Below are 23,924 nucleotides of genomic sequence, written 5' to 3' on the forward strand. Positions count from 1 at the left end.
CCTCTAGTTGTATAAATCTGCACCGTTCGGGTCAGTGTAAGCGGCAGGATGTGATTAGGATAGCGCTATCGATCCCGTTATGCAACCGCAGGCGTCACCCATTGTTCAAAATACACGCCAGATATGCCCGCTGAGTCGTGGGGAGGACGGTTTTAGAAACTGCGGGGGCTAAGGAACGCGAGAGCTCTACCGCCTCCTTTGTTCCACTATCCCCAGCACTCAGCTTGACGCCTGAGCTGTTGGGATAATGACAATAAGGAACGCGAGGGCTCTACCGCCCCTTTGTTCCACTATCCCCAGCACTCAGTTTGACGCCTGAGCTGTTGGGATAATGACAATAAGGAGCGCTAGGCCTCTACCCGCCCCTTTGTTCCACTATCCCCAGCACTCAGTTTGCACCCCTGAGCCGGTGGGATAATGGCAATAAAGAGCGCTAGGCCTCTACCCGCCCCTTTGTTCCACTATCCCCAGCACTCAGCTTGACGCCTGAGCTGTTGGGATAATGACCATAAGACTGCAAGTGGTGGCTTACGCCCCTGAGCCATCGGCATAGTGGAGCAAAGTCGGAATCAGGGCTTCCCCAGCCCACAATGCCTAAGTCGATCAAAAAAACGGACCGTTAAAGATTCCAGCCTGTGCAAGGGCTGCTCATCAACGCTCCCTCGCCGTTTTTTCAGGGACATGCCAAAAAAGACATGGCTTGCCGATCCATGTCTTGAGGCAGTCATTGCAGCGGCCGGACGTATAGAACCGCCCGGATCCCGTCAATCCTATTGCAAAGGGGGTGACACACAATGGCTAAAGACGTGCTGTGCGAAGTGAACAGCTGCAAATATTGGGCTGCCGGAAACAAATGCAACGCTTCTTCTATTTATGTCGTGAATCGTCAAGGCAGACAAGCAAGCAACTCCGAAGAAACTGACTGTAAAACGTTCGAGCCCAAACTTTAAGGTATGTCCAAGCAGCCTTGCCGGGCTGCTTTTTTCTATGTGATAATGATAATTATTATCATGATATCCGGATTTTATGCAATTTCCTATCCTACCCAAGAAAAATAAAGCGGGGCAACTCCCCCGAACCGGCCATCTCCTTAACGGCGCAAGGATCAAGAAACCAGGCCCGACCCGGACGGACCTGGTTCGATATATGCCGCGAGCGGAAGCTTATCCCGTGACAGAGTGGTCAAGGCTGCCCGAGGGGGAAGCCGACGTAGCTGGAGCCGCTGATGAAGCAGAAGCAGCAGAAGCCGTTACAACAGCAGAAGCGGATGCGCGCGTTCCGGAAGTCTGCGCCGGCAAGGCCGGATCCGGATTCGGCCGCAAATAGGCCAGGCAGTAAGCGCCGGCCACGAAGACGGCACCGCCGGTGAGATTGCCGAGCCAGACGGGGATGAAGTTCATCATATATTCTCCCCAGCTGTAATAGCCTTCGAAGATGGCTGCCGGAATGACGAACATGTTGGCCACCACGTGCTGGAAGCCGATGGCCACGAACGTCATCGTCGGGAACCAGATGCCCAATACTTTGCCGCTGAAGCTCTTGGAGCCATAAGACAGCCACACTGCCAGCGCGACGAGCCAGTTGCAGCCGATACCGGAGACGAACGCTTGCAGGAAGCCTTCTTCCAGCTTGTGCCCGGCGACGGACACCGTCTTCTCGAGATAGACGCCATCGGCGGTCAGACCGACGATATGCCCGAAGAAGTAAGCGACGAAGATCGCGCCCAAGAAGTTGCTTAACGTAATGACGATCAGATTGCGAACGACCTCGGCGGTCGTAATCCGGCCCTTCATCCGGGCCAATGGGACCGCCATCATATTGCCGGTCAGCAGCTCTCCGCCTCCCAGCAGGACGAGGATGAGCCCGATCGGGAAGAGGGAAGCGCCGATAAGCCCCGTGATTGTTCCCCACTCCGGCGGCGCGCCAGCCGTCACCCGTATATACAGTAAGTATCCCAGCGCGATGAACGCGCCTGCCAGAAATCCCAATATCACCATGACCGACAGCGGATTGCGGGCCTTGGACGCCCCTGTCTCCACTGTCGCTGCCGCAATCTCCTGCGGCTTCAAGTATCCTGCCATACTGCATTACCTCCTGCACTGCAAGTACCTTGCTGGCATATTATCGCATCCTCCCGGATGGACGGAAGCGTCACACCCTATGGAATGAGGCGCCGTATTCCAGGCAGATGCCAAAGATGCAAGTTCATTGTATCGAAGCTTCCGCACCGAGGTTGTGCATTTTGTCACAAGGTAATGTTCAAAATTAACAATCTAACAACATATCGTGGAACAAGTCAGGACGCCGCAAGAACGGAAAAAGCCCGCGCACCTTGCGGCCGCGGACTTCTATATATCCATTATGCTGTGCCGATAATGCTGCGGGCAATATGAACTCCGGCTGCCCCGGCTTGCGCCAGCCCGCGGGTGACGCCGGCTCCGTCGCCGCCGCAGTACAGTCCGGCAATCTCGGATTCGAGCGACGCATCCAGCTTCGGGCGGGCGGAGTAGAACTTCGCCTCGACGCCATAAAACAGCGTATGCTCGGAAGCGATTCCCGGCGTTACCTTGTCCAGCGCCTCCATCATTTCGATGAGGCTCTTCATTGTGTTGTATGGCAGCACGAGGCCCAGATCGCCTGGGACCCCCTCGCGCAGCGTCGGCTCCAGGAAGCCTTCCCGGATGCGCTTCTCGGTAGAACGGCGCCCGCGTAGAATATCGCCGTACTTCTGCACAATGACGCCGCCGCCGGACAGATCGTTGGCGCGCTTGCAGATTTCGCGGGCATATTCGTTCGGCTTGTCGAACGGCTCCGTGAACGTGTGCGATACGAGCAGAGCGAAGTTCGTATTTTTCGAGCCGAGCTTCGGATCCTTGTAGGAATGACCGTTCGCGCACATAATGCCGCTGTGGTTCTCCACCACGACATGTCCGGACGGATTGCTGCAGAATGTGCGCACCCGTGTGCCTACAGACGTGTTGAAAATGAATTTTCCTTCATACAGATGCTCGTTAATCTCGCGCATGACAACGTCCGGTGTCTCGACGCGCACGCCAACGTCGACCTGATTGTTGTACATTTTCAGGCGGCGCTTCTTCAGAATCTCCGTCAGCCAGGCGGAGCCGTCCCGTCCCGGCACGACAACGACGCGATCGGCTTCAATCGTCTCGCCGCCCTTCAGCTCGATGCCCTTCACGACATGGCGGCCGTCTTCCTTCACGGTTACGAGATCCGCCACTTCGGTCTTATGCATCATTTCGATCCGCGTCTTCAAGTATTCAAAAATCGATTGTAAAATCTCCAGGTTCTGCTCCGTCCCCAAGTGGCGGACTTCCGCACGCAGCAGCTTCAGCCCTGCCGCATATCCCTGCTGTTCAATCCGGCGCACGGTATCCGTCGTCGGGTCCGTTATATTCGTCGTAGCGCCGTGGTCCAAATTGATCCGGTCCACGTATTGAATGAGGTCGAGCACCTGCGACGGCGGCAAATAATCGGTCAGCCAGCCGCCGAATTCGGTCGTAATGTTGAATTTGCCGTCACTGTAGGCGCCGGCTCCGCCGAAGCCGTTCGTGATGGAACAGGCGGGCAAGCATCCGGCGAATTCTTTGCGGCCGATAGCCGGAGGGCATAATTGAATTTTCTCCTCCAGAATCGGACAGCTCCGCCGGTATATATCATGGCCTTTGTCCACTAACAAAACGTTAAGGCCGGGGGCTTTCAACGTCAACTCATAGCATGTAAAAATTCCCGCAGGCCCTGCACCAACGACAATGACATCATACTTGCTCATAAGATCAAGATCCTCCTCGTTCATAACACGTTGTATGAATCTGAATGGGGCGAATGACGAAATTTCCGTTCCTTTTCTGGACGACAAAAATCCTGACTTCACCCGGGTATGCGGAAGCACACCGCTCGTAGTCAGGAATTTACGGCTCCTGGTAGAGACCCCCGGACCTTATCTCCGGGAATATACGAACAGGAATAATAATGCCAACATTGTGATCAACTTTATTGCCGCTCCCCCAAGGGGACGACATGGATATTGTAACGAATTTAGCCGAACGTGTCAACGAAGTTTTGTTTTATCGTTCGTTATTTTTTCGTAAAAAGGGAAGAAATCCATAGGGTTCAGAAAGAAAAGTAAGCCCAAATCCGAATATTTACGAAAATCGCATACTTTTTTTCCATCGGCTTCAGCCCCAAGATCCTTTACTCCCGTTCACGAAAAATACGCTATGATGGAGAATGTGTGTCCTGGCCCGAAGCTGCTAAGCTTGCCATTGGATATGACGATTGAAGAAGATTCAATGAAAAGGCGTGAAATTAATGAAACCTGACTCCCCTGCCCGATCGGGCGGACTCGTTCTCGACCATCTCTATGTCGCCCAAGGCAATTCGACGCTCCTGGATACGCTCCATGTCACGGTACAGCCGGGCCAATGCCTGGCCGTGCAATGCAACCATGTCACAGGCCAGCTCATCATGAATGTGCTGGCCGGCACCGCTGCCACGTCTACCGGAACCGTAAGCTGGAACGGCCTTCCCCTCCACTCTCCCGCAGCGAGGGCCCACATCAGCTGGATCCGTCAGGAGGATACAGTGCATGAACGGTTGACCGTGCGGGAGGCTGTCGGATTGTATATGAAATTATATAATGCATTCGACAAATTCAGACTGGAATCCGTATTGAAGCTGACCGGACTATGGAGCAAGCAGAACGTCCGGCTGGGCAAGTGCACGGAAGCCGAGCAGCGGCGCTTCCAGCTTGCCCGGGCCGCCGCGGTGAAGCCTGAGCTGATTATCGTGGAGGATCCGGAATTCCATCTCGACCTGGAGAGCTGCTTCCTGCTGCGCCTATGGATTCGCGAGCTCTGCCAGGAAGGGGCCGCCTTCTTCATGACCGTGCCTTCGCTGGAGAGCGCGCTGACGCTGACGGACACCGTCCTGCGCTGGACGCCGGCCGGCTTCAAGGAGGTCATCCTCGACGAAGACGGCTCCAGCCAAGCGGCGGAAGGAACGGCCGCCTTGCCCCAGGAAGCGGCGGACGACCGCTCCTCCCCCGAAGCCGCGCCAAGCACGGCCAAGAAGCAAGCGGACGGCCCCCCAGCTTCCGAAGCGGACAGCGCTGCCGGCGGATCGCCTTCACCGGCAGATGCTGCGGACGGGGCCGGGACGCCGCCTGTCAGCCAGCGGCACTATCCGCAGATTGTCTTCGACAAAGTGCCGGCACGCGTGGAGGACAAAATTGTGCTCATCGATCCGTTGGAGATGATCTATATCGAGAGCCAGGACGGAGCGGCTCATCTCCATGTCCAATCCGGCGAATATCCGTGCTCCATGACACTGCAGGAATTGGAGCAGAAATTAAAGCCGTTCGGCTTTTTCCGCTGCCATCGCTCGTATCTGGTCAATCTGCAGCGCGTGCGCGAAGTCATCATCTGGTCACGCAACAGCTACAGCCTTGTGCTGGACGATGAGAAGAAAAGCACGGTGCCGCTCTCGAAGAGCAAATACGAGGAAATGAAGGCGATTATGGGCATTTCGTAACGGGCACACGGCGCATTTCCGCCGCAAGCACCGGTTCATTCAGCACTCGTTCCGTTGCGTTCATCGCCTGAGGTGCGCTTCTCGCCGATCATTTGCGGCAGCCTGTTCCCTCCCGGGATATGATGAGGTCAACCAATTGAACTCGTTCAGCTCAAGTGAATCCATCAACTACCCCATGGGAGGAAACCAATATGGAACCTATTATTGAAGCCCGCGCCCTGACCAAAATGTTCGGCAATAAATCCGCGCTCCGGTCGCTCGACTTCGCCGTTCACAAAGGAGAAACGTTCGGCTTCCTCGGGCCAAGCGGATCTGGTAAGACGACCACGATTAAAGTATTGACCGCTCAGTTGCTGCCTACATCCGGGACAGCGCGCGTATTCGGGCAGGATGTCGCCCGTATGACGGAAGCGGAGCGCTACCAGCATTTGTCCCGCATCGGCATCCTGACCGACAACAGCACGTTATACGATCGGCTGTCTGTGCAGGACAATCTGGAAATGTTCTGCAAGCTGTACCAGGTGCCTGCCAACAGAGTGACGGAAGCACTGGAACAGGTCAATCTGGCGCACGAACGGCAAACCGTCGTCAAAAACCTGTCCAAAGGAATGAAGCAGCGTGTCACGCTGGCCCGGGCCCTGCTTCACGGACCGGAGATTCTGTTCCTGGATGAGCCGACGTCGGCGCTCGATCCGGGGAACACCCGCCGCATTCATGAATCGTTGAAAGAATTGAATCGCGCCGGGACGACCATCTTTCTCTCCACGCACGACATGGAAGAAGCGGAGACGCTCTGCGATCGAATCGCCTTTCTGCATCAAGGGCTCATCAGCGCCATGGATACGCCGCAGTTGCTTCGCCGCCGCTTTGCCGATGCGACGATTACACTCACGACAACGGACGGATCGTATCAGGTGGACTGTGACGAGGAAGGCGCGCGCCGCGTCTCCGAGGCGATGACCTCCGGGAAGCTGGTGTCCATCCATTCGAATGAACCGACGTTAAGCGATATTTTTATTAGAATTACGGGGGGAGCCGTATTATGACTTACGCATGGAAACGAATCTCGGCGATTGTCGAGAAAGAATGGAAGGATTGCTTCCGCAATCCCGTTCTGCTGAGCACGGCCGTTCTGCCGATTATCTTCGCCTTTCTGTTCCGCGGCATGGAGGAAGCAGGGACCAGTGTGCCGTCGATGCCAATCAATATGGCGCTGACGATGACAGGGGCCTTCGTGCTCGCGATGATGGTCGCCGAGGAGAAGGAGAAGCATACACTGCGAGTGCTCATGCTCTCGCCGGCCAGACCGTTTGAGGTGTTGATTGGCAAGAGCGTCATCGCTGCTCTAATGACAGTGGCAGCCATTATTTTGACCCTGTTGATCGCGGATACTCCCGCCCTGTCTCCGCTTGCCCTTGTCATTCTGCTTGTTCCAAGCATCTTGATGTATTTGGCGATCGGCACCCTGATCGGCTTGCTATCCCGAACGTCGATGGAGACTTCCTTCCTCGGCATGCCGCTGCTCCTTCTCTTCCTGATGGGGCCCATGTTCGGCTCGCTTCTGAACCATCCGGCGGTCGACTTGATTATCAGTTATCTGCCGACGGAGCAGCTGTCCCTGGCTTGCTTCAAGCTGTGGAATGGCGGGACGCTGGCCGACGCACTGCCGCATGCCGGCATCATCGTCGTCTGGTTGGCCGCCTGCCTGCTCCTGTGCTACACGACGTACCGCACGAAGCGGTATGACGTGTAGGCGAGCGAGAGCACGCACCGCAGCCGTCGACAGCTGGGACTATTTCCCGAGAAATAAAGACAGCATTCGACGCCGGGCCGACCGGCGCCCCCAAAGAGGCAACAAAAAGGATATATGCCGCCCTGTTCCGGCCTGCCGGTTTGCTTCCGCAGGCCGGCTTCGCGTTATCCGGCCAAGCGGCTGCTGGATTGCGATATCCAGCGCAAGACCGCTTCCGGCGGCGGGAATGCCCGGTTTGCGCTCCGATCTGCGGAATAATTTGGATTGCCTCCCGTCCCAAAAACTTGTATCGTAGCATCATCCCGATGAACGTTGCGGGACATGGCCTTATCTTCCGAAGGTTTATTGAACGGCCCCTTCCCGTCTGTCCATCCGTTGTCCGGTTGAGAAGGACGCAAGGCCGCCATTATGATACATCCGTCAAGAAAGGAGCTGCATATGAACAGCAAACCAATAGCCGCCTCGCGCCCTGCGCCCGATCTGCTCAAGCAGGCAAGCCCGCAGCAGGATACGGTCTTCCGCATTCTGCTGGCCATCAGCTTCGTCCATCTGTTCAATGATTCGATTCAAGCCGTCATTCCCGCGATTTTTCCGATATTAAAAGATACGATGCGGCTCTCGTACGGACAGATCGGCTGGATCGCCTTCGCCATCAACTTCACCGCTTCGATTATGCAGCCAGTTGTCGGCTATGCGGCCGATCGGCGGCCGACGCCGGCGCTGCTGCCCATCGGCATGACGTTCACGTTTTTCGGCGTGCTCCTCTTGGCGCTGGCGCCGAATTACGGGCTGGTGCTGCTGGCCGTCATCCTCGTCGGACTCGGCTCGGCCGCCTTCCATCCGGAAGGGATGCGCGTCGCCCATATGGCCGCCGGACTTCGCAAAGGACTTGCCCAATCCATCTTCCAGGTCGGCGGCAACACCGGGCAGTCCCTTGCCCCGATGCTGACCAAGTGGGTTTTTATCCCCTTCGGTCAGATGGGAGCGCTCGGCTTCACCTTCATCGCAGGGGCCGGCATCGCCGTGCAGACGTATATCGCACGCTGGTACCGCGGCATGCTCGACGCCGGGTACACATTCGCGAAGCGCCATAATCAGCGCAAGATGGACCCGGCAAGGCGCAAAAGCATCACCTGGGCGACCCTGATTCTCGTCGTGGTCGTCTTCGTCCGCTCCTGGTACGGAGCCGCTATCGGCAGCTATTATGCTTTTTATTTAATGGAAGACTACAAGCTTACGCTGGACCAGGCCCAATTGTATATCTTTCTGTTCCTGGGAGCAGGTGCGGTCGGCACCTTCTTCGGCGGGCCGCTGGCGGATCGGTTCGGCCGCCGCAATCTCATCCTGGCCTCGATGCTCGGCACCGCGCCCTTGGCGCTGCTGCTGCCGTTCGTCAATCTGTTCTGGGCTGGGGTGCTGTTGGCGCTTACCGGCTTCATCCTGCTCTCCAGCTTCTCGGTGACCGTTATCTACGCCCAGCAGCTCCATCCGGGCAATATCGGGACGGTCTCCGGCCTCATCACCGGCTTCGCCTTCGGCATGGGCGGAGTCGGCGCCTTGGCGCTCGGCTACTTCATCGACGGCTTCGGCATTAGCCAGATTATGATCATCTGCGGCTTCCTGCCGCTCCTGGGCGTTCTCGCTCTGCTGCTGCCGAAGGATCGCACGTTGAATGAATGGGCGCAAGATGCCGAAGCATAATGTACCGACAGCACCGTAATTCGCCGTGGCCACCGCCGCTTCGGATTGCGGTGCTTCACCGTTTGGACACATTTGTCCGAGCTTCCCCTCTTTACACTTGCTCCCCGCGCTCACTAGATCTACAATATGATGAGCTTGCAATCGTTGCTTGCATACGCCGATCGCGGCAGCATCTCGCATCAGACCCGTGAACGAACCCGCTATCCCGGCAAGTCCGCAGTTGGATGAGGAGCTTGTGGAATCCGCCCCGATTCGCCAGCCAGTAAGACTATCACATGTTACCGTGGAGATACGGATCACATATCCATCGTTCTAGACAGCATAAGAAAATACTTGGAGGTGATGGAGGATGACGCAGAATGCGCATCAAGAGCCGGTTCAGGACCCGACAGACACCGAACCATGTCCTCCGGCAGCGCAGGAGCAGACCCCGGCGGCAGACGAAGCGAATTCGGACTGCGGCAGGGAAGAGTACGATCAACATACGATTCGATATTTGCAGCAGGCCATCCAGCGCATCAACCAGCTCTATCAGAGACAGGAATATCAGGAAGCGCTGCGTGAAGCCATGCAGCTGCAGTTGGAATATCCGGAGCACCCGACCATTATGTCGCTGGCTGCCGTCGTTCACAAGCCGGTCGATCCGGACAAAGCTCTCGATTGGGCGGGTGAAGCGCTGCGGCGGGATATTTATCAGCCAGACGCCTGGCGGGTGCGGATGGGTATCTACTATGACCGGGGAGAATGGGTTGCCTTCGAGACGGCGGCGAGGCAACTGATCGCGATGGCGCCGGATGATCCGACGCCGCATCTGCTGCTCGCGCAGCATCAGATGCGCAAGGGCGCGCTGGAGCAGGCCGTCCTCTCGCTGGAGCGGTGCATCGATATCGAGCCGGCCGGACTCGCTTACGCCACGTACAGCTATGTATTGGCGCAGTTGGATCGGACGGTGGAGTCGAAGGAAGCCGAACGTCAGGCATTGGCGATGGAAGAGGAGCATGCCTACACGCTGATGCAGCTCGCATGGGCAGCCGACCAGCGCGGGGAGAAGAACCATTCGCTTCGTCTGATGGAGAAGGCGGTCCGTCTGGATCCCGACGATTCCCAGGTCCGGGAGGAGTATATGGAGACGCTGCAGAAGGCCAACCTCGCCTTCCGCCTCGTCTGGCTGCCGGCTCAGTGGTTCCAGAAGCTGAATCCGTGGATATTGTTTGTCTTTTGGGTCTTATTCGCTTATCTTAAACCGGTACTGCTCGTTGCCTTTGTCCTGCTTCATGTGTCGACACATTGGATTAGCCGGTGGTATGTCAATTGGAAAGTATACGGGCGGCCTTGGGCGTCATAATGACACCTTAGGCCGCTTCGCGTATGTACGGCTTCCTATCCCTTCTCCTTGCTCCGATCAGCCGATCGCCGTCATGATCACTCCGACGGTAATCAGCAGCGTGCCCAGGCTAACGATAAGCGACAACCGTTCCCGCAGGAACAGAAAAGCAAGCCCCGCGGCCAACACGACGCTGAGCTTGTCGACCGGGCTACCTTCGAGACCTCGCCCTTCTGAATCGCAATGAAATAGAACCGCCCGCAAAAGCTTGCATTCCATTCCACAGAAGAGGAAAATGTTCAGTAAATCAGGGAACCCTTGTTTACAACGGAAGCGGAGAACGATATACTAGTCTTCGTTTTAATTTCCAATCCGTCTCGGCGCCGAACTGGCGTCATTGCGCTTATTATTTTTTTCGTTATGGACCTAAAGGAGACCTTCTGTTATGACGCTGTTGAAAAAAAGGACGCTGCACTGGACGCCCGCCCGCGTGCTGGTGACCGGTTTTCTCTTTATAATTTCAATCGGAACCCTGCTGCTGAAGCTGCCCATCTCACTAATGGAGGGTCATTCCATCTCCTTCGTGGACGCGTTATTTACGGCGACCTCCGCCGTCTGCGTAACGGGGCTGGTCGTCGTCGATGTCGGCACGACCTTTTCTCCCTTCGGGCAGGGAGTCATTATTTCCCTCGTCCAGATCGGGGGCATCGGCTTCATGTCGGTGGCATTACTGTTCTATCTGATGCTGGGCAAAAAGATATCGCTCCGCGAGCGTCTTATCCTGCAGGAGTCGATCAATGCCAACAGCATGGAAGGGATTGTGCGCACGATTCGGCGGGTCATCATCTTCGTCGTCATCATCCAATCGTCGGCCACCGTCGTGCTGACACTGCACTGGGGCCGGACGATGCCGCTCGGGCAATCGTTCACGTATAGTCTGTTCCATTCGATATCCCTGTTCAACAATGCTGGCTTCGACCTGTTCGGCGACAGCTTCCAGCAGTTCGCAGAGGATGGGCTGACCAATCTCGTCGCCTTCTTCTTGGTCATCGCCGGCGGTCTCGGCTTCATCGTGCTCGCGGAGCTGTATGATTACCCGAAAAAACGGCGGCTCTCGCTGCACTCAAAGGTCGTCCTGTCGATGACGGCGCTTCTCGTCGTGGGTGGCGCGCTGCTGCTCTTCATCTTCGAGTTCTCGAACAGCTATACGCTCGGATCGATGAGCTGGGAAGGCAAGATCTACGCTTCCTTCTTCCAGTCGGTCTCGACCCGTTCCTCGGGCACCGTAACGCTGGATGTGGCGGATATGCGCCAGGTGACGCAGTTTTTCCTGATTATGCTCATGTTCGTCGGCGCTTCGCCCGGGTCTGCGGGCGGCGGGATTAAGACGACGACGTTCGCGATTCTGATGGCAGCCGTCTATGCGATGCTGAAGGGGCGCGAGGATGCCGTGCTGTTCCGTCACCGTCTGCCGAAAGATCTGATCATCAAGGCGTTGACCGTGATTTTCCTGGCGCTGTTCATGGTGCTGTCGGTCTCGATGCTGCTGGCGGTCACCGAGGATGTGCCGTTCATCAGCATTCTGTTCGATACCGTATCGGCTGTAGCAACAGTGGGCATGTCGATGGGGCTGACCCCCGATCTGTCCCCCTTCGGGAAGCTCGTCATCGCCATGACGATGTTCATCGGCAGAATCGGGCCGATGACGCTCGCCTACGCGCTCGGCAATCGCCGGGAGCAATCGCTCTATCGTTACCCGGAAGGGAAAATCATGATCGGATAACAATAACCCCCGCTGCCATGAGGGCGCAGCGGGGGTTATGTGTGTTCGGAATCCACTATCACTGGCTATGCTGCCGTATCCGTTGGGGCTTCCTTGGCCGAAGCGGCGCGCCCGCTCGGAATAATCAGATTCAATACAAGCGCAGCGATCGCGCCGACGGTAATGCCGGAGGATAAAATATAGGCGGCGAAGTCAGGCAGGCCGACCAGCGCGTCCTTCGGCAGCACCGTCACGGCCATCGTCAGCAGGACCGGTACCCCGATAATCATCATCGCGCGCTCATCAAGGTCAATCAGTTGAATGACCTTGAGACCGTTCACGACAATCGCGACGCAGACGACGCCGAAGATGCCGTTGATGACCGGCTCCGGAATGCATGTGATCGCCGTAGACAGCTTCGGCACGAGACCGAGCAGGAGCAGGATGATGCCGCCCGCCATAATCGCCATGCGGCTGCCTACTCCCGTCACCGCGATCAGGCCGGCGTTCGAAGAATAACCGGTCATCGGCGTGCCCCCGAAGAGGGCGCCGGCGAAGCAGCCGAGTCCCTCGCCGGCGGCGGCGCGGTTCAAGCGCTCGTCCGTCAAGTCTTGGCCGGTAACTTGGGAGATGACGAACCAGGTTCCGGTCGTCTCGATCAAGATAATGAAATAAACGAAGACCATCGTCAAAATAGCGCTTATGTCGAAGACCGGAGCTCCGAACGGGAAGAAGCTCGGAATCGCGAGCAAGTCCGCCTCAGCGACCGGCGTAAAGTCCACCGTGCCGAAGAACGAAGCGGTAATCGTGCCGACGACGATCGCGACAATGACGGAGATCAGGCGCGACACCGTGCCCAGACCCTTCGAACGGCGGCCGAGCAGCATGCAAATAATCAGCGCGCCTGCGGAGACGGCGGCAATCAGGACATTCGTCCACAGATCGCCTTCCGCCCCATAAATATTGCTCATGCCGACAGGCATAAGCGAAATACCGACAATGAGAATAACCGTACCGCCGACGAGCGGAGGAATGACGCGGCGAACCGCCTTGGCGAACCATTTCATCGGCAGGCCCAACAGGGCTATAAGCAGCGCCCCGGGAATCAGGCTTCCGGTCATCGCGCCGAGCCCCAGCTTGCTGCCGATGGCGCCCATGGCCCCGATAGGCACATAAGACGGTCCCTGAACGACAGGCAGACGGAGTCCGAAGCCGGTCTGGATCAAGGTCGCGATGCCCGTTCCCAGAAAGCACATTTGAATAAAAAAGGAAGTGTCCGACGCGCTGAGACTGAGCAGACCGGCGATAACGATTGGAGCAATGTACAGATCCATCGCCAATACATGCTGCAAGCCCAAAATAAATGCCTTCCCGACGCCGATCTTATCATCCACACCAACGATAAGATTGTTCGACTTGGTTGACGGTTCCATAAGTGTACTGTTCCTCCCATTGCGGTTCGAATGTAGTCCTTGATGTGATGTAGCTCACAACTCCAGATTATAAATTCTATCCCCCGATTTGTATAGATAATTTACGAATATTTTTTTATTTTATAGAATTATTGTTCGTGTTTTAAGTTGACCTCCTCGTATTTATCTCCTAAAATAAGAAATGAATTGATTGATTATCGAACTTTCGAACCAAAACTCTCATTCATTAATAACACTTCCATGCAAAGGGGATATACCAAGATCATGATCATCCAGGATGAAGTACTGCGCAAGGAATGGATTGTCGCCTGCCGGGCGGATGAGGTGAAGGAGAAGCCGATTCAAGTCCACATCATGGGAGAGCGTGTCGTCGTATTCCGCACGGGGAACGGCGTGTATGCGTTCAAGGATCTGTGCATCCATCGCGGGGCGGCGTTATCGTTGGGCTGCGTCAAGAACGGGAATCTGGTCTGCCCGTATCATGCGTGGGAATTCGACCCTTCCGGCGCCTGCGTGCACATTCCGCAGCTGCCGGCGGAGCAGGCTATTCCGAAGAAAGCGCAAGTAACGGCATACGGATGTGAAGAGCGTTACGGCTTCATCTGGGTCAATCTAAGCGGCAAGGACACGCCGTGGTTCCCGTTCCCGGAATATGAAGCGGAGGGCTGGCGCCATGTCGTCTGGGGGCCGCAGACCGTCGAAGCGAAGCCGCCGCGCATCGTGGAGAACTTCCTCGATGTCGGCCATCTGGCCGTCGTGCATGAAGGCTACCTTGGGGTCGAGACGCATACCGAGATCGGAGATTACCGGGTGCATCGGGTGCTGGAGGGCATCCGTTCGGAGGAGATCGAGATTTTTCAGCCGGATCCGGATGGAAGCGGACAAGCGAAGCATGTGTACTACACGTATGAGATTGCGCGCCCGCTCACGGTCAAGTTCGTCAAGCGGGACAAGGAGACCGGGCAGCGGATGTCGCTTCTGCTGACGGTTCGCCCGCAGGACACGGCGGCGTCCGTTGCTTACGGCGTCATCTCGTTCAGCTACGATCCAGGGCTGAGCGACAACGAGATTACCAGCTTCCAGGATATGATTTTCGCCCAGGACAAGCCGGTCGTCGAGAATCAGAAGCCGGAGGATCTGCCGCTTGATCTGCAGGTGGAGCTGTCGCTCAAATGCGACCGGGTCAGCATCGCCTATCGTCAATATTTGAAGGAGCTCGGTGTCGAATGGGGAACCGCTTGAGCCATGGAAGTCACAAGTCTGGGGGCCGGTACAGGCTCCCAGACTTGTGGGTGTGTGGCATCGATGACGAATGACTATAACGATATCGAGCACCATATACCAAAAGAGCCCGCCCCTTCCCGTGTTCGGGAAGAAGCGGACTCCGTATAGCCATAACCTTCGCGCCTAGCGCTGCTTGCCGATAGATGAGCTGCGAGGACGCGCTACCGCATCCGGCTGCTCCGTTCCGGCAGTTCCGTCTGCCAGATCCGTTTCGGCAGTTCCGTTACGTCAACTCCGTCTGCCGGTTCGGTTCCGGCACCTCCGTTAACTCCGTCTGCCGGTTCAGTTCCGGCATCTCCGTTACGTCAACCCCGTCTGCCGCCATATCTACGTGGAGCGGTTCTCTTCCGCCCCTGCATCCGCAGAACCTGTCAGCTTCCGGTATTGCCTCAGCATGGCCACACGCCAAGGAAGCAGCATCCCGAACGCCAGGATGAAGAAGATGGACGCGCTCTGCGTCATCGATACATATTGCTCCACGACATCATGCAGAATGAGCCGCAAAATCAACAGCGCAACGATGACCACGATGAACATATTCGAACGCTTCAGGTATACTTGCCCATCGTTCACCTCGAACCGAGATGTGCGGATAAGCGGGTACGAGAAGCATAGCGCGCCCGCCACAAAAGCGGCAATCCCCCATGTCCACGGGATCCGCATCGCCGGCACGACAAACATGAGAAAGCCGGAAGCCATACCGACAGGCGGCATAATAATCTTTGGGGCGGATGTCGGCTTGTGGGATGCGCGCAAGCGCAGCACAATGACCGCTGTCCCGGCCGCGAGCGATACAAGCAGTGACATCCATTGCGTCGATACCAGGGCATGTGACATGGTCATTCACCTCGATAGTCTAAAATAGAACCGCAGGGCAACCCCATCGCCCTCGGTCGTCTATGACTTATTTTACATGAGTATGCCCTCGCTTACAAAAGGTACCCTCTTGCTTCCCCCAAACGCAGCACATCCATCCAGTTTCCGCCAATAGGCAGCTCCCGGGAACAAACGGTTCTGCCCGTTTCTTCCGCTTACCGTCCTCTGTGGCGGACTTGCCTCATACATCGGCGCAAGGGAGAGTCTCATAGGTTTTGCAAATAGGATTGGGGTGATATGGGTCAACAGAGAATGCGGAGGCGGGACAAACGGCGGCGGGCAAGGCGGTAGAAGATGGGTGAGGTTGTGAAATCCTGCATTAGTCAGGCTGGTGGAAAACCCCTGTTTTTTACGAAGGGGTCGAGATATCCATTTACCTAATTAAAACTTGGCGCTCAGAGCGTTTTAAGTCGATTTTTCCTACTGAGAGACGAGATCACCATAAAAAATGAAGTAGCGAAAATTCTCATGGAGTTCTCAAAACGGCTTGATTTTACGGGATCCAAGAGACGTGCGTCGGATCCTGGGGGTCATCATTGCCTTCAGGAGGCATCCTTGCTTTCAGGAGGCATCATTGCCTCTGGGGCTTGAACATGTGGAGGGAATTGCTGCTATTTTACAGGAAATTCGGCTCAATGAGTCCACATCCCGAGGAATTGCTGCGAATCTACATCATTTTAGGCCCTTTTGCTTCAAGCCGAAGCGAAACGGGTGAAATTCCTGCAGTTTTGCAGGATTCCCTTTCTGGTCAAGTCGTCCATATCGAATTGCTGTATTTGCGCAGGATTTCGCTTACCGAATAGACGTAGAAATCTGCAGTTTTGCAGATTTGGCTTACCGAATAGGCGTGTCTGGAGAAATCGTGCAGATTTGCGGGGTGGTACAGTTGTGCAGCAATTTACGTTATTTGAGGCGCTTTTGATGAAGTTCCTGCAAAACTGCATTATTTTCGTCGATTTTTTCCTTTTTTTAGCTAAGTCCATATAATTGTGTAAAAAGAAAATGGCAAAAAAGAAGAGCCATAGCAAGGATCCTCGTATAGAATGAGGTTGTCGAGACAACATTCCGATGGAGGATCTAGCTATGACTCAATACCAGATTACCCTAGATTCACAACTTTTGCATCAACTGTTTTTATCCGAATCAAGAGATGCGGGGATTGCGGCCCTATTAGAGTCCATCTTGAATCAAGTGTTGCAGGCACAAGCAACGGAACAGCTGAAGGCGGGGCACTATGAGCGCTCAGAAGAACGTGCAGGTTACCGTAATGGATCATATCCGCATCGGCTGACAACACGGGTGGGGCAATTAACCCTGCAAGTACCACGTTTCCGCAACGGTCAGTTCTCTACGGAACTTTTTTTCTCGGTACCAACGCAGTGAGCAAGCTCTTGTCTTAGCCATGATGGAGATGGTGCTCAATGGGGTATCAACGCGAAAAGTAAGCAATATCACCGAAGAACTGTGCGGGACGGAGTTCTCCAAATCGACCGTTAGTGAGCTATGCAAGCAACTGGATCCCCCCTCGTAGAGGAGTGGAATAACCGAAAACTGGACAAGGCCTATCCCTTTCTTATTGTCGACGCCCTGTACGTCAAAGTCCGGGAAGACGGTCGTGTACGCTCACGTGGCGTGATGATTGCAACAGGGATTAATGCGGAGGGCTACCGGGAAGTGCTTGGACTTACCGTAGATGATACCGAGTCAGCCGCAACGTGGGGAGCTTTCTTTACGCACCTCAAAAGTCGCGGGTTGCACGGTGTTGATGTCATTACCAGCGACCATCACGGTGGTTTGGTAAGTGCGATTCGGCAACATTTCCAAGGCGTAACCTGGCAACGGTGTCAAACCCACTTTATGCGTAATATTCTGGACGCTGCTCCTAAAGCATGCCGTGATGAATTGAAGGCCCATGTGAGGGCCATCTACGAAGCCGCGGACGAGACCAGTGCCCGTACACTGCTGAAGCGGACACAAGAAGCATTTGAAGACAAAGCTCCAAAGGCCATGAGGGTCTTGGAAGAGGGTTTTGACGATGCGACAGCGATCTTGGCACTTCCGGCTGCCTGTCGGATACGTACGCGCACCACAAATGCTGTAGAACGTCTAAATGGCGAGTTGCGGCGTCGAGAACGCGTCATTCGCATTTTTCCCAACCGAGCCTCTGTCCTTCGTCTTTTTGGAGCCTTGTTAATGGAGCAGGACGAAAAGTGGTCCGCCGGGAAAAAGTATATCGAGATGAAAGAGTACCATGAGTGGCGGAAGAAGCTCAACAGGCCTGCAGCTTAGGCATCTTTTTGCTCTGGCAATCTCATCGAGGATTTTACACATAAATTTGGACTTGACCCTTTTTTCTATTGGATAGCCTGAAATTGATGCAGCTTTGCAGGAATCCCTGTAACGGAGTACACGTCATAAAAGAAAACTGCATATTCACAGTTTTTTCGGCCACTTAGCTGTGAGAAAAAGGGGGAGCTGTCTCGGTGCCGCTACAAAACGATTGATGGGACAGCCCAGCCCTTATGTGACGCGAGTTGAGTCCGCAGCCAAGCTCATCAAATTAACGGTGTATCTCTATATTGCATTTTAGACTTTAGAAAATAAAGACATGATGCGCTTGGCGGCTTCTCTGTACCCGCCAGCGTTGCGCAAGGAATCCCCTACCTGCTTGGCATGCTCTTTATAAGAAGAATCATTCAACACTTGCAGCAAAGCCGACTTCAAAGCTTCAGGCGTAAGCCGGCTCCTATCTAACGTAATACCGGCTCCTAGCTCCTCCACCCGCTTCGCAACAATAGGTTGATCCGAGCTTAATGGAATCATGACAAGGGGGACGTCATAATATAGAGCCTCACTTGTACTGTTCATGCCGGCATGTGTAATAAAAGCATCGGCTTGCTGGAGCACTTCCAACTGGGGAACATACGGCTCGATAATGAAATGATGCGGAATAAGGTCACCCAGCGAATCGAGATCCGTGTCTTTGCCGCAGGATAACACAAATTGAGCCGGAATATCCTGGCACGCTTCAAAGAAAAGCTTGTAAAGCTCCACATCCTTGGTCAAAATGCTCCCCATTGATATGTAGACCACTTTATCATATCGGGATCGAAGCTGTTCGAACGGAAAGGAAGGCACATCTGGACGTGACGTAATGGAAGGTCCGGTAAAGATATAGCTATCGTCAAGCTTATCTGCGTCCGGTTGGAAATCGCGGCTTGTAAATACAATTTTAAATTGCCCATACTGGCGGGTAATATCTTCAATGGCGGGCACGGCTACGTTGCAGGCCTGAGCAACGCTCTGCGCCGTCTTCTCCACTCTGGCATAAAGAGCTTCCACATCTACATCATCGGCCTCGAACACTTCTATAATACTGCTCAGAGGCTCGGTGAAAGCCAGGTTGGTAATCGAGCAGATCGTCGGGATGCCTAACTTTTCCCCTAAAATCGCCCCTCCCCACCCGAACAAGGAGTCAAAAATAAGGTAATCAAAGGATTCACCCTCTGTCTGCCTTAAAATTTCAGGAATATGAGGTTCAATAATGCCTCGCACAATAAAATCGGTGAAGTGAAGCGGGTGAGTATATTCCGTTGGATTAAAACCAAGCTCTCGAAAGACGGTTTCATCAATTTGATAGGCTCGGAATTGCGCTCCGGTCCGGGCAAGCCTGGACCGATATTGTTCCGAGCACATATAGACGACTTCTTCTCCGTTGTCGACCAGTTGTTTCACTAATCCTATCGTAGCATTAACGTGACCTTCTGCTGGAATTGTTACGTACAATACGCGTGCCACTTACTCCACCTCCAAAATTATACTAAAATAGAATATGACTCCATTTCCATTATAGATGAGAGCATACGGAGGTTCAAGCAATGTTTAAACCCAACCATGCACTCCCCAATAGAACGGCCGGGCCTATAGATGATCCATACACTCTCTCTACTTGTTCAAAGCGAAGACAAAGACTTGCTAGCGCGCCTTCGCCTTCCGTCTGTCCGTCTTCGGCTTGAATCTGCTACGGATCGGTTGGATTGTTCATAGACACCCTTCAGGCTTAGCAGAGAGAAGAAGTCTATTGTTAACAAGGACTCTATGTCGCCGTCTGAGCGAAGGGGATTATTGTTGATAAGAACTCTATGTCACCGTCTGAGCGAAGGGGATATTGGTCAAAGGGAGGCTGCGAGGTACCCGCCCCGCCAAGTAAAAAAGGAACAGAACCTCTCAGGAATTCGTTCCTGTGACGATTCTATTCCTTCTCGCTTCTTCCTGGTCCCTTCTATGAGCTGCCTCTCCGGAAAGTCCATGCTGAGTCTGCTCTGCCTATCCGCGCGGCGGCTGCGGCCTCGTCCGGCGTGTCGCGATTGCTTCGTGCGGATCATCCGGCCAATAATGCTTCGGGTAGCGGCCTTTCAGATCCTTTTTGACTTCGAAGTAGGTGTTCTGCCAGAAGCTCGCCAAGTCCTGCGTGACTTGCACCGGGCGCTGGGCCGGCGAGAGCAGGTGCAGGGTCAGCGGCACCGCGCCATTGGCGATGCGCGGCGTCTCCTGCCAGCCGAACACTTCCTGCAGCCGAACGGCGAGCACCGGCCGATCGGGATCGGTGTAATCGATTGCGATCCGCGATCCGCTTGGCACCGTCATATGGGTCGGCGCTTCCCGATCGATCTGCTGCCGCTTCTCCCACGGGAGCAGCGCTTCGAGCGCCGCCGCGAGGTTGAGGCTCTGCAGGTCCGCACGGCTTCGCATTCCATAGACGTGCGGACCGAGCCACTCCTCCAGCGTGGCGAGGAGGGCTTCCTCTCCGGCATCGGGCCAATCCGGCTGATGCCGGTGCATGAACTGCAGGCGCGTCTGCCATTGGCGCGCCTGCTTGGTCCACGGCAGCAGGGCCAGCCCTTCCCGGGCGATGCCCTGCAGAAGCGCGCGCTGCACCGCCTCCGCATCGGGGGCGGGGTGCGGCGCGTCTGCCAGCGTGAGCGCGCCCAGCCGGACGCGCTCGCGCGCACGGACGGCTTGGGCCGCCGCATCCCAGCCGACCTGCGTCTCCCGCACGAGCTGCTCGGCGAAGTGCCGCTCCAGCAGGGCGCGGTCCAAGGCAGCCGCCAGCAGGATGCGGCTGTCCGCGCCGGTGTCGTCGAGCTGAAGGGCGACGAGGTAGGGCTCGCGCGCGAGCGGGGCGCTGCGGGCCACGGCGGGGGCGAAGGCCGCCCCGCGCCCGTTCGCGAGCAGGTAGCGGCCGTCCGCCCGGCGCTCCGCGATGCGGTCCGGGTACGCGAATGCGGCCAGCAGGCCCGCCTCGGCGGCAGATGGCGGCGTCGCGTCCGCGGAGGCGCCGAACGCCTGGCGGTAGCGCTGCGCCTGCTCGCGCACCTGGCGGACGGCGCCTTCGTCCAGCAGGCCGCCGGCCGCAGACGCCGCCTGCGGAGCGCGGCGGGCCGCGAGCGCCGCCAGGCGCAAGGACAGATCCGGGCTAAGCGGCGACTCCGCCGCGCCCGGGTCCTTGCGGAAGAGGTCGCGCTCGCCAAGCAGCGCCGCCAGATCGCAGGCGGCGGCGCGGAGGCCGAGCGGCTCGGCCCGCACGATCATGTGCGCGAGCCGCGGGTGCAGGCCGCTCCCGGCCAGCTCACGCCCATGCGCCGTCAAGGTCCCGGCCGGCGTCAAGGCGCCGAGCCGTTGGAGCAGATCGGCGCCTTGGGCCAGGGCGGCCGCGGGCGGCGGGGTCAGCCACCGCAGGTCGGCGGCGGCGGTGCCCCAGGCGGCCAGCTCCAGCACGAGCGGGGCCAGGTCCGCGTCCATGATTTCCGGCGTGGTCTGCGCCGGGAGCTGGGCGTGCCGCGCTTCCGGCCAGAGCCGGTAGCAGACGCCGGGGCCCAGCCGGCCTGCCCGGCCGCGCCGCTGGTCGGCGGACGCGCGGGAGACGGGCAACGTCTCCAGACGCGTCATCCCGGTGCGCGGCGAGAAGCGCGGCACGCGCATAAGGCCGCTGTCGACGACGATGCGGACGCCTTCTACCGTCAAGCTCGTCTCGGCCAGCGCCGTGGCGAGCACGACCTTGCGCCGGCCGTCCGTTCCGGGCGCAATCGCGGCGTCCTGCGCTTCGGCCGAGAGCTGGCCGAACAACGGGGCGATACGCACCCGCCCGTCCATGCCGTGCGAGCGCAGCTCGGCATAGAGCGCCTCCTCCGTGCGGCGAATCTCGCCCGCGCCGGGCAGGAACGCCATGAGGTCGCCGTCATGGCGCTGCAGCGCCGCGGCGATCGTCCGGGCGACCGCCCGTTCGAGCGGCACGCTCTCCGGCTGCGGGGCATAATGCGTATCCACCGGATACGTCCGGCCCGGGCTATGGATGACGGGCACGCCGCCCAGCAGGGCGGCGACCGGCTCGGCCTCCAGCGTGGCGGACATGACGAGGATACGCAGATCGCCGCGCAGCAGCGCTTGCGATTCGAGCGCCAGCGCCAGGCCGAGATCGGCGTGCAGATGCCGCTCATGGAACTCATCGAAGATGAGCAGCCCCACGCCTTCCAGCGCCGGGTCCTCCTGCAGCATCCGGGTCAGGACGCCCTCCGTGATGACCTCCACCCGCGTCGCGGCGCTCACCTTCGTATCGAGACGGACCCGGTAGCCCACGGTCTCGCCGGGCTTCTCTCCCATCGCCCGCGCCATATAGCGGGCGGCCGAACGGGCCGCCAGCCGCCGCGGCTCCAGCATCACGATGCGCTGGCCCCGAAGCCAGGGCTCGTCCAGCAGCGCCAACGGCACGCGCGTCGTCTTGCCCGCCCCCGGCTCGGCGACGAGCACCGCCCCGGAGCCAGCCTGCAGAGCCTCCTTCAGCGCGGGCAGGGCATCTTCTATCGGCAATCGGTTCTGTTGCTCCACCATTCTTTCACTCCAACTCCATGTCTGATTCCGTTCACAGCCGCAGCACACGGCGACGTAAGGGACGGCAGCTGATGCCGTTCTCCTGCGACGGGCTTTTACATTGCTTTCATATGGATAGCCTCGTGTTCCTGTCCCGTCTTCCCTTCGTCCATCATAGATGAGAGGAGGCGCCGTTGGCAATGCGGCAGGGCAGCAGCCTATTATTGGACGAAACGCATTTTCCGCTTGTTCGTATGTAACGATATAGTTAAGCGGAAGGGGGGGAGCGGAATGAATATCGAGTTGTCCATCGATTGGTCGCTGCTGTTCCTTTTGATCGGGATGTGCGGATTATTGGCCGGATACTTCTTGTCAGCCCAGTTGGAAGCTCCGTGCCTGCAAGCGTACCGCTCGGCGCGGATCTCGGTCCCCGCTCCTCCCGAAGGCGAGACGGCGGTTCATCCCCTTCTGGCCGGTCTGCGGCGCATTCGGAGCAAAATCCCGCGCCGCAGCGGGAAGCGGACCCTGGATGAACCGCAGCCTCTCTCTGTGAATCATCAACAACGTACATTCACAGGGAGGGATCTCGATGGCTCTTTTACAAGGGATAGCAGATTTATTGTATATGGTATTGACGGGACTGTACGGCCTAATCGGGGATTGGGGCATCGCCGTAATCATATTGACTCTGGCCGTGCGCGGCCTGCTCTTCGTTGCGAGTCTGCACACGTCCAGGCAGCAGCTGCGGCAAGCGAGAATGCAGAAGGAGCTGCAGGCGGTTCGCACGCAATGCGGCGAAGACAATGATCGGCTGCTTCAGGAGACGGGCAAGCTGTATGCGAAATACGGCATTCGCCCTCTCTCTCAACTGGCCTCGCTGCTCGTGCAAATGCCGATTATTTATGCGCTGTATCAATTGTTCTCTGCTCACGGAAGCGCGATGAGCTCCATGCTCGTCCCATGGGTCGCCTCCTTCGCGCAGTCCGATCCGTGGCATATCGTTCCGATCGCCTATGCGGCGGTATCGTTCATCAGCATGCTGATCCCGTTGACGGCCGAGCTGGCCGGAACCGGCAGCGGGCTGAGCCGCAGCCTGCTGCCACTGGTGGCGACCGGACTGTCCTTGCTTTTTCTGTGGCGGATGCCGGTGGCGCTCGGCCTGTATTGGACAGCGAACAAGCTCTATTTTATTCTGGAGCGGCTGTTCTTCCGGACGGACTGGGGCCGTCGCCTGCTGTACAAAAATATGCCGGAGGCGTCCTAACCAGGAGACTCGGGAGACATAGACGTTCGCGCAAATGGGAGCTCTGGGCTACAACACACTAGAGCGGCTGCAATGAACACAGGCAGGATGCAACGGCATCCTGCCTGTTA

At 56.9% G+C, this 23,924-nt stretch carries 17 protein-coding genes, 1 pseudogene and 1 riboswitch; of the genes and pseudogenes, 10 read left to right on the top strand and 8 right to left on the bottom strand.

Annotation, left to right across the window (positions count from 1 at the left end; translation table 11 throughout):
- The first annotated feature begins 794 nt into the window (after nucleotides 1-794).
- Nucleotides 795-950 (top strand): DUF1540 domain-containing protein, encoded by a 156-nt coding sequence (locus FLT43_RS15400; RefSeq protein WP_087444462.1) that lies wholly within the window; start codon nucleotides 795-797, stop codon nucleotides 948-950.
- Between the two features lie 213 nt (nucleotides 951-1,163).
- Here FLT43_RS15400 and FLT43_RS15405 read toward each other — a convergent pair whose 3' ends face one another.
- Together FLT43_RS15405 and FLT43_RS15410 are read right to left on the bottom strand one after the other, a co-directional pair.
- The gene (locus FLT43_RS15405; RefSeq protein WP_087444463.1) at nucleotides 1,164-2,081 is read right to left on the bottom strand and encodes a formate/nitrite transporter family protein; all 918 of its coding nucleotides are present in this window, start codon (nucleotides 2,079-2,081) and stop codon (nucleotides 1,164-1,166) included.
- A gap of 278 nt (nucleotides 2,082-2,359) precedes the next feature.
- Entirely contained in the window at nucleotides 2,360-3,790 is a 1,431-nt protein-coding gene (locus tag FLT43_RS15410) for an NAD(P)/FAD-dependent oxidoreductase (RefSeq protein WP_087444464.1), read from the bottom strand.
- Between the two features lie 108 nt (nucleotides 3,791-3,898).
- Nucleotides 3,899-3,998: riboswitch (purine riboswitch) on the bottom strand.
- Between the two features lie 331 nt (nucleotides 3,999-4,329).
- Here FLT43_RS15410 and FLT43_RS15415 point away from each other — a divergent pair.
- The 5 genes from FLT43_RS15415 (at nucleotide 4,330) to FLT43_RS15435 (ending at nucleotide 10,349) form a co-directional block, all read left to right on the top strand.
- Complete coding sequence (locus FLT43_RS15415; RefSeq protein WP_087444465.1) at nucleotides 4,330-5,550, top strand: LytTR family transcriptional regulator DNA-binding domain-containing protein; 1,221 nt, start codon at nucleotides 4,330-4,332, stop codon at nucleotides 5,548-5,550.
- A gap of 191 nt (nucleotides 5,551-5,741) precedes the next feature.
- A complete protein-coding gene (locus tag FLT43_RS15420) occupies nucleotides 5,742-6,596 on the top strand; it encodes an ABC transporter ATP-binding protein (protein ID WP_087444466.1) in 855 nt (284 codons plus the stop codon).
- The gene (locus FLT43_RS15425) at nucleotides 6,593-7,303 is read left to right on the top strand and encodes an ABC transporter permease (protein ID WP_087444467.1); all 711 of its coding nucleotides are present in this window, start codon (nucleotides 6,593-6,595) and stop codon (nucleotides 7,301-7,303) included. The genes FLT43_RS15420 and FLT43_RS15425 overlap by 4 nt, the downstream gene beginning before the upstream one ends.
- Before the next feature lie 438 nt (nucleotides 7,304-7,741).
- Nucleotides 7,742-9,004, top strand: a complete 1,263-nt coding sequence (locus FLT43_RS15430; RefSeq protein ID WP_115057811.1) for an MFS transporter — start codon at nucleotides 7,742-7,744, stop codon at nucleotides 9,002-9,004.
- Between the two features lie 349 nt (nucleotides 9,005-9,353).
- Nucleotides 9,354-10,349: a tetratricopeptide repeat protein gene (locus FLT43_RS15435; RefSeq protein ID WP_087444469.1), complete on the top strand. Its 996-nt coding sequence runs from the start codon at nucleotides 9,354-9,356 to the stop codon at nucleotides 10,347-10,349.
- 57 nt (nucleotides 10,350-10,406) lie between these two features.
- Here the strand turns inward: FLT43_RS15435 and FLT43_RS15440 are convergent, their stop codons facing one another.
- Nucleotides 10,407-10,592 (bottom strand): EamA family transporter, encoded by a 186-nt coding sequence (locus FLT43_RS15440; RefSeq protein ID WP_174818174.1) that lies wholly within the window; start codon nucleotides 10,590-10,592, stop codon nucleotides 10,407-10,409.
- A gap of 181 nt (nucleotides 10,593-10,773) precedes the next feature.
- On the opposite strand from FLT43_RS15440, the gene FLT43_RS15445 reads away from it, so the two are divergent.
- Complete coding sequence (locus FLT43_RS15445) at nucleotides 10,774-12,111, top strand: TrkH family potassium uptake protein (RefSeq protein ID WP_087444470.1); 1,338 nt, start codon at nucleotides 10,774-10,776, stop codon at nucleotides 12,109-12,111.
- Between the two features lie 65 nt (nucleotides 12,112-12,176).
- Here the strand turns inward: FLT43_RS15445 and FLT43_RS15450 are convergent, their stop codons facing one another.
- Nucleotides 12,177-13,523, bottom strand: coding sequence for a solute carrier family 23 protein (locus FLT43_RS15450; RefSeq protein ID WP_087444471.1), 1,347 nt, complete (start codon nucleotides 13,521-13,523; stop codon nucleotides 12,177-12,179).
- A 264-nt stretch (nucleotides 13,524-13,787) separates the two neighbouring features.
- On the opposite strand from FLT43_RS15450, the gene FLT43_RS15455 reads away from it, so the two are divergent.
- On the top strand, nucleotides 13,788-14,765 hold the full coding sequence (locus FLT43_RS15455; protein ID WP_087444472.1) for an aromatic ring-hydroxylating oxygenase subunit alpha: 978 nt from the start codon (nucleotides 13,788-13,790) through the stop codon (nucleotides 14,763-14,765).
- Between the two features lie 369 nt (nucleotides 14,766-15,134).
- On the opposite strand, the gene FLT43_RS15460 is transcribed toward FLT43_RS15455, so the two are convergent.
- A complete protein-coding gene (locus FLT43_RS15460; protein WP_174818175.1) occupies nucleotides 15,135-15,644 on the bottom strand; it encodes a CcdC family protein in 510 nt (169 codons plus the stop codon).
- Nucleotides 15,645-16,766: 1,122 nt separating this feature from the next.
- On the opposite strand from FLT43_RS15460, the pseudogene FLT43_RS15465 reads away from it, so the two are divergent.
- A pseudogene (locus FLT43_RS15465) lies at nucleotides 16,767-17,972 on the top strand (IS256 family transposase).
- Nucleotides 17,973-18,269: 297 nt separating this feature from the next.
- Here FLT43_RS15465 and FLT43_RS15470 read toward each other — a convergent pair.
- The 3 genes from FLT43_RS15470 to FLT43_RS15480 all read right to left on the bottom strand — a co-directional run bounded on the left by FLT43_RS15470 (nucleotide 18,270) and on the right by FLT43_RS15480 (nucleotide 23,111).
- On the bottom strand, nucleotides 18,270-19,481 hold the full coding sequence (locus FLT43_RS15470) for a macrolide family glycosyltransferase (protein ID WP_087444313.1): 1,212 nt from the start codon (nucleotides 19,479-19,481) through the stop codon (nucleotides 18,270-18,272).
- Nucleotides 19,482-20,009: 528 nt separating this feature from the next.
- A complete protein-coding gene (gene hrpB, locus FLT43_RS15475; RefSeq protein WP_087444312.1) occupies nucleotides 20,010-22,571 on the bottom strand; it encodes an ATP-dependent helicase HrpB in 2,562 nt (853 codons plus the stop codon).
- A 351-nt stretch (nucleotides 22,572-22,922) separates the two neighbouring features.
- Nucleotides 22,923-23,111 carry a hypothetical protein gene (locus tag FLT43_RS15480; protein WP_127510952.1) on the bottom strand — a complete coding sequence of 63 codons (189 nt, stop codon included), beginning with the start codon at nucleotides 23,109-23,111 and terminating at the stop codon, nucleotides 22,923-22,925.
- Between the two features lie 28 nt (nucleotides 23,112-23,139).
- Here FLT43_RS15480 and FLT43_RS15485 point away from each other — a divergent pair, with 28 nt between their 5' ends.
- Nucleotides 23,140-23,814: a YidC/Oxa1 family membrane protein insertase gene (locus FLT43_RS15485; protein WP_087444310.1), complete on the top strand. Its 675-nt coding sequence runs from the start codon at nucleotides 23,140-23,142 to the stop codon at nucleotides 23,812-23,814.
- Nucleotides 23,815-23,924 lie beyond the last annotated feature (110 nt).

It is taken from the genome of Paenibacillus thiaminolyticus, from assembly GCF_007066085.1.
Classification (GTDB): Bacteria; Bacillota; Bacilli; order Paenibacillales; family Paenibacillaceae; genus Paenibacillus_B; species Paenibacillus_B thiaminolyticus.

What these genes read in the sequence shown, in the direction of transcription:
- FLT43_RS15400 (WP_087444462.1), top strand. Translation starts at nt 795, where the DNA reads ATGGCTAAAGACGTGCTGTGCGAAGTGAACAGCTGCAAATATTGGGCT.
- FLT43_RS15405 (WP_087444463.1), bottom strand. Translation starts at nt 2,081, where the DNA reads ATGGCAGGATACTTGAAGCCGCAGGAGATTGCGGCAGCGACAGTGGAG.
- FLT43_RS15410 (WP_087444464.1), bottom strand. Translation starts at nt 3,790, where the DNA reads ATGAGCAAGTATGATGTCATTGTCGTTGGTGCAGGGCCTGCGGGAATT.
- FLT43_RS15415 (WP_087444465.1), top strand. Translation starts at nt 4,330, where the DNA reads ATGAAACCTGACTCCCCTGCCCGATCGGGCGGACTCGTTCTCGACCAT.
- FLT43_RS15420 (WP_087444466.1), top strand. Translation starts at nt 5,742, where the DNA reads ATGGAACCTATTATTGAAGCCCGCGCCCTGACCAAAATGTTCGGCAAT.
- FLT43_RS15425 (WP_087444467.1), top strand. Translation starts at nt 6,593, where the DNA reads ATGACTTACGCATGGAAACGAATCTCGGCGATTGTCGAGAAAGAATGG.
- FLT43_RS15430 (WP_115057811.1), top strand. Translation starts at nt 7,742, where the DNA reads ATGAACAGCAAACCAATAGCCGCCTCGCGCCCTGCGCCCGATCTGCTC.
- FLT43_RS15435 (WP_087444469.1), top strand. Translation starts at nt 9,354, where the DNA reads ATGACGCAGAATGCGCATCAAGAGCCGGTTCAGGACCCGACAGACACC.
- FLT43_RS15445 (WP_087444470.1), top strand. Translation starts at nt 10,774, where the DNA reads ATGACGCTGTTGAAAAAAAGGACGCTGCACTGGACGCCCGCCCGCGTG.
- FLT43_RS15450 (WP_087444471.1), bottom strand. Translation starts at nt 13,523, where the DNA reads ATGGAACCGTCAACCAAGTCGAACAATCTTATCGTTGGTGTGGATGAT.
- FLT43_RS15455 (WP_087444472.1), top strand. Translation starts at nt 13,788, where the DNA reads ATGATCATCCAGGATGAAGTACTGCGCAAGGAATGGATTGTCGCCTGC.
- FLT43_RS15460 (WP_174818175.1), bottom strand. Translation starts at nt 15,644, where the DNA reads ATGTCACATGCCCTGGTATCGACGCAATGGATGTCACTGCTTGTATCG.
- hrpB (WP_087444312.1), bottom strand. Translation starts at nt 22,571, where the DNA reads ATGGTGGAGCAACAGAACCGATTGCCGATAGAAGATGCCCTGCCCGCG.
- FLT43_RS15485 (WP_087444310.1), top strand. Translation starts at nt 23,140, where the DNA reads ATGGCTCTTTTACAAGGGATAGCAGATTTATTGTATATGGTATTGACG.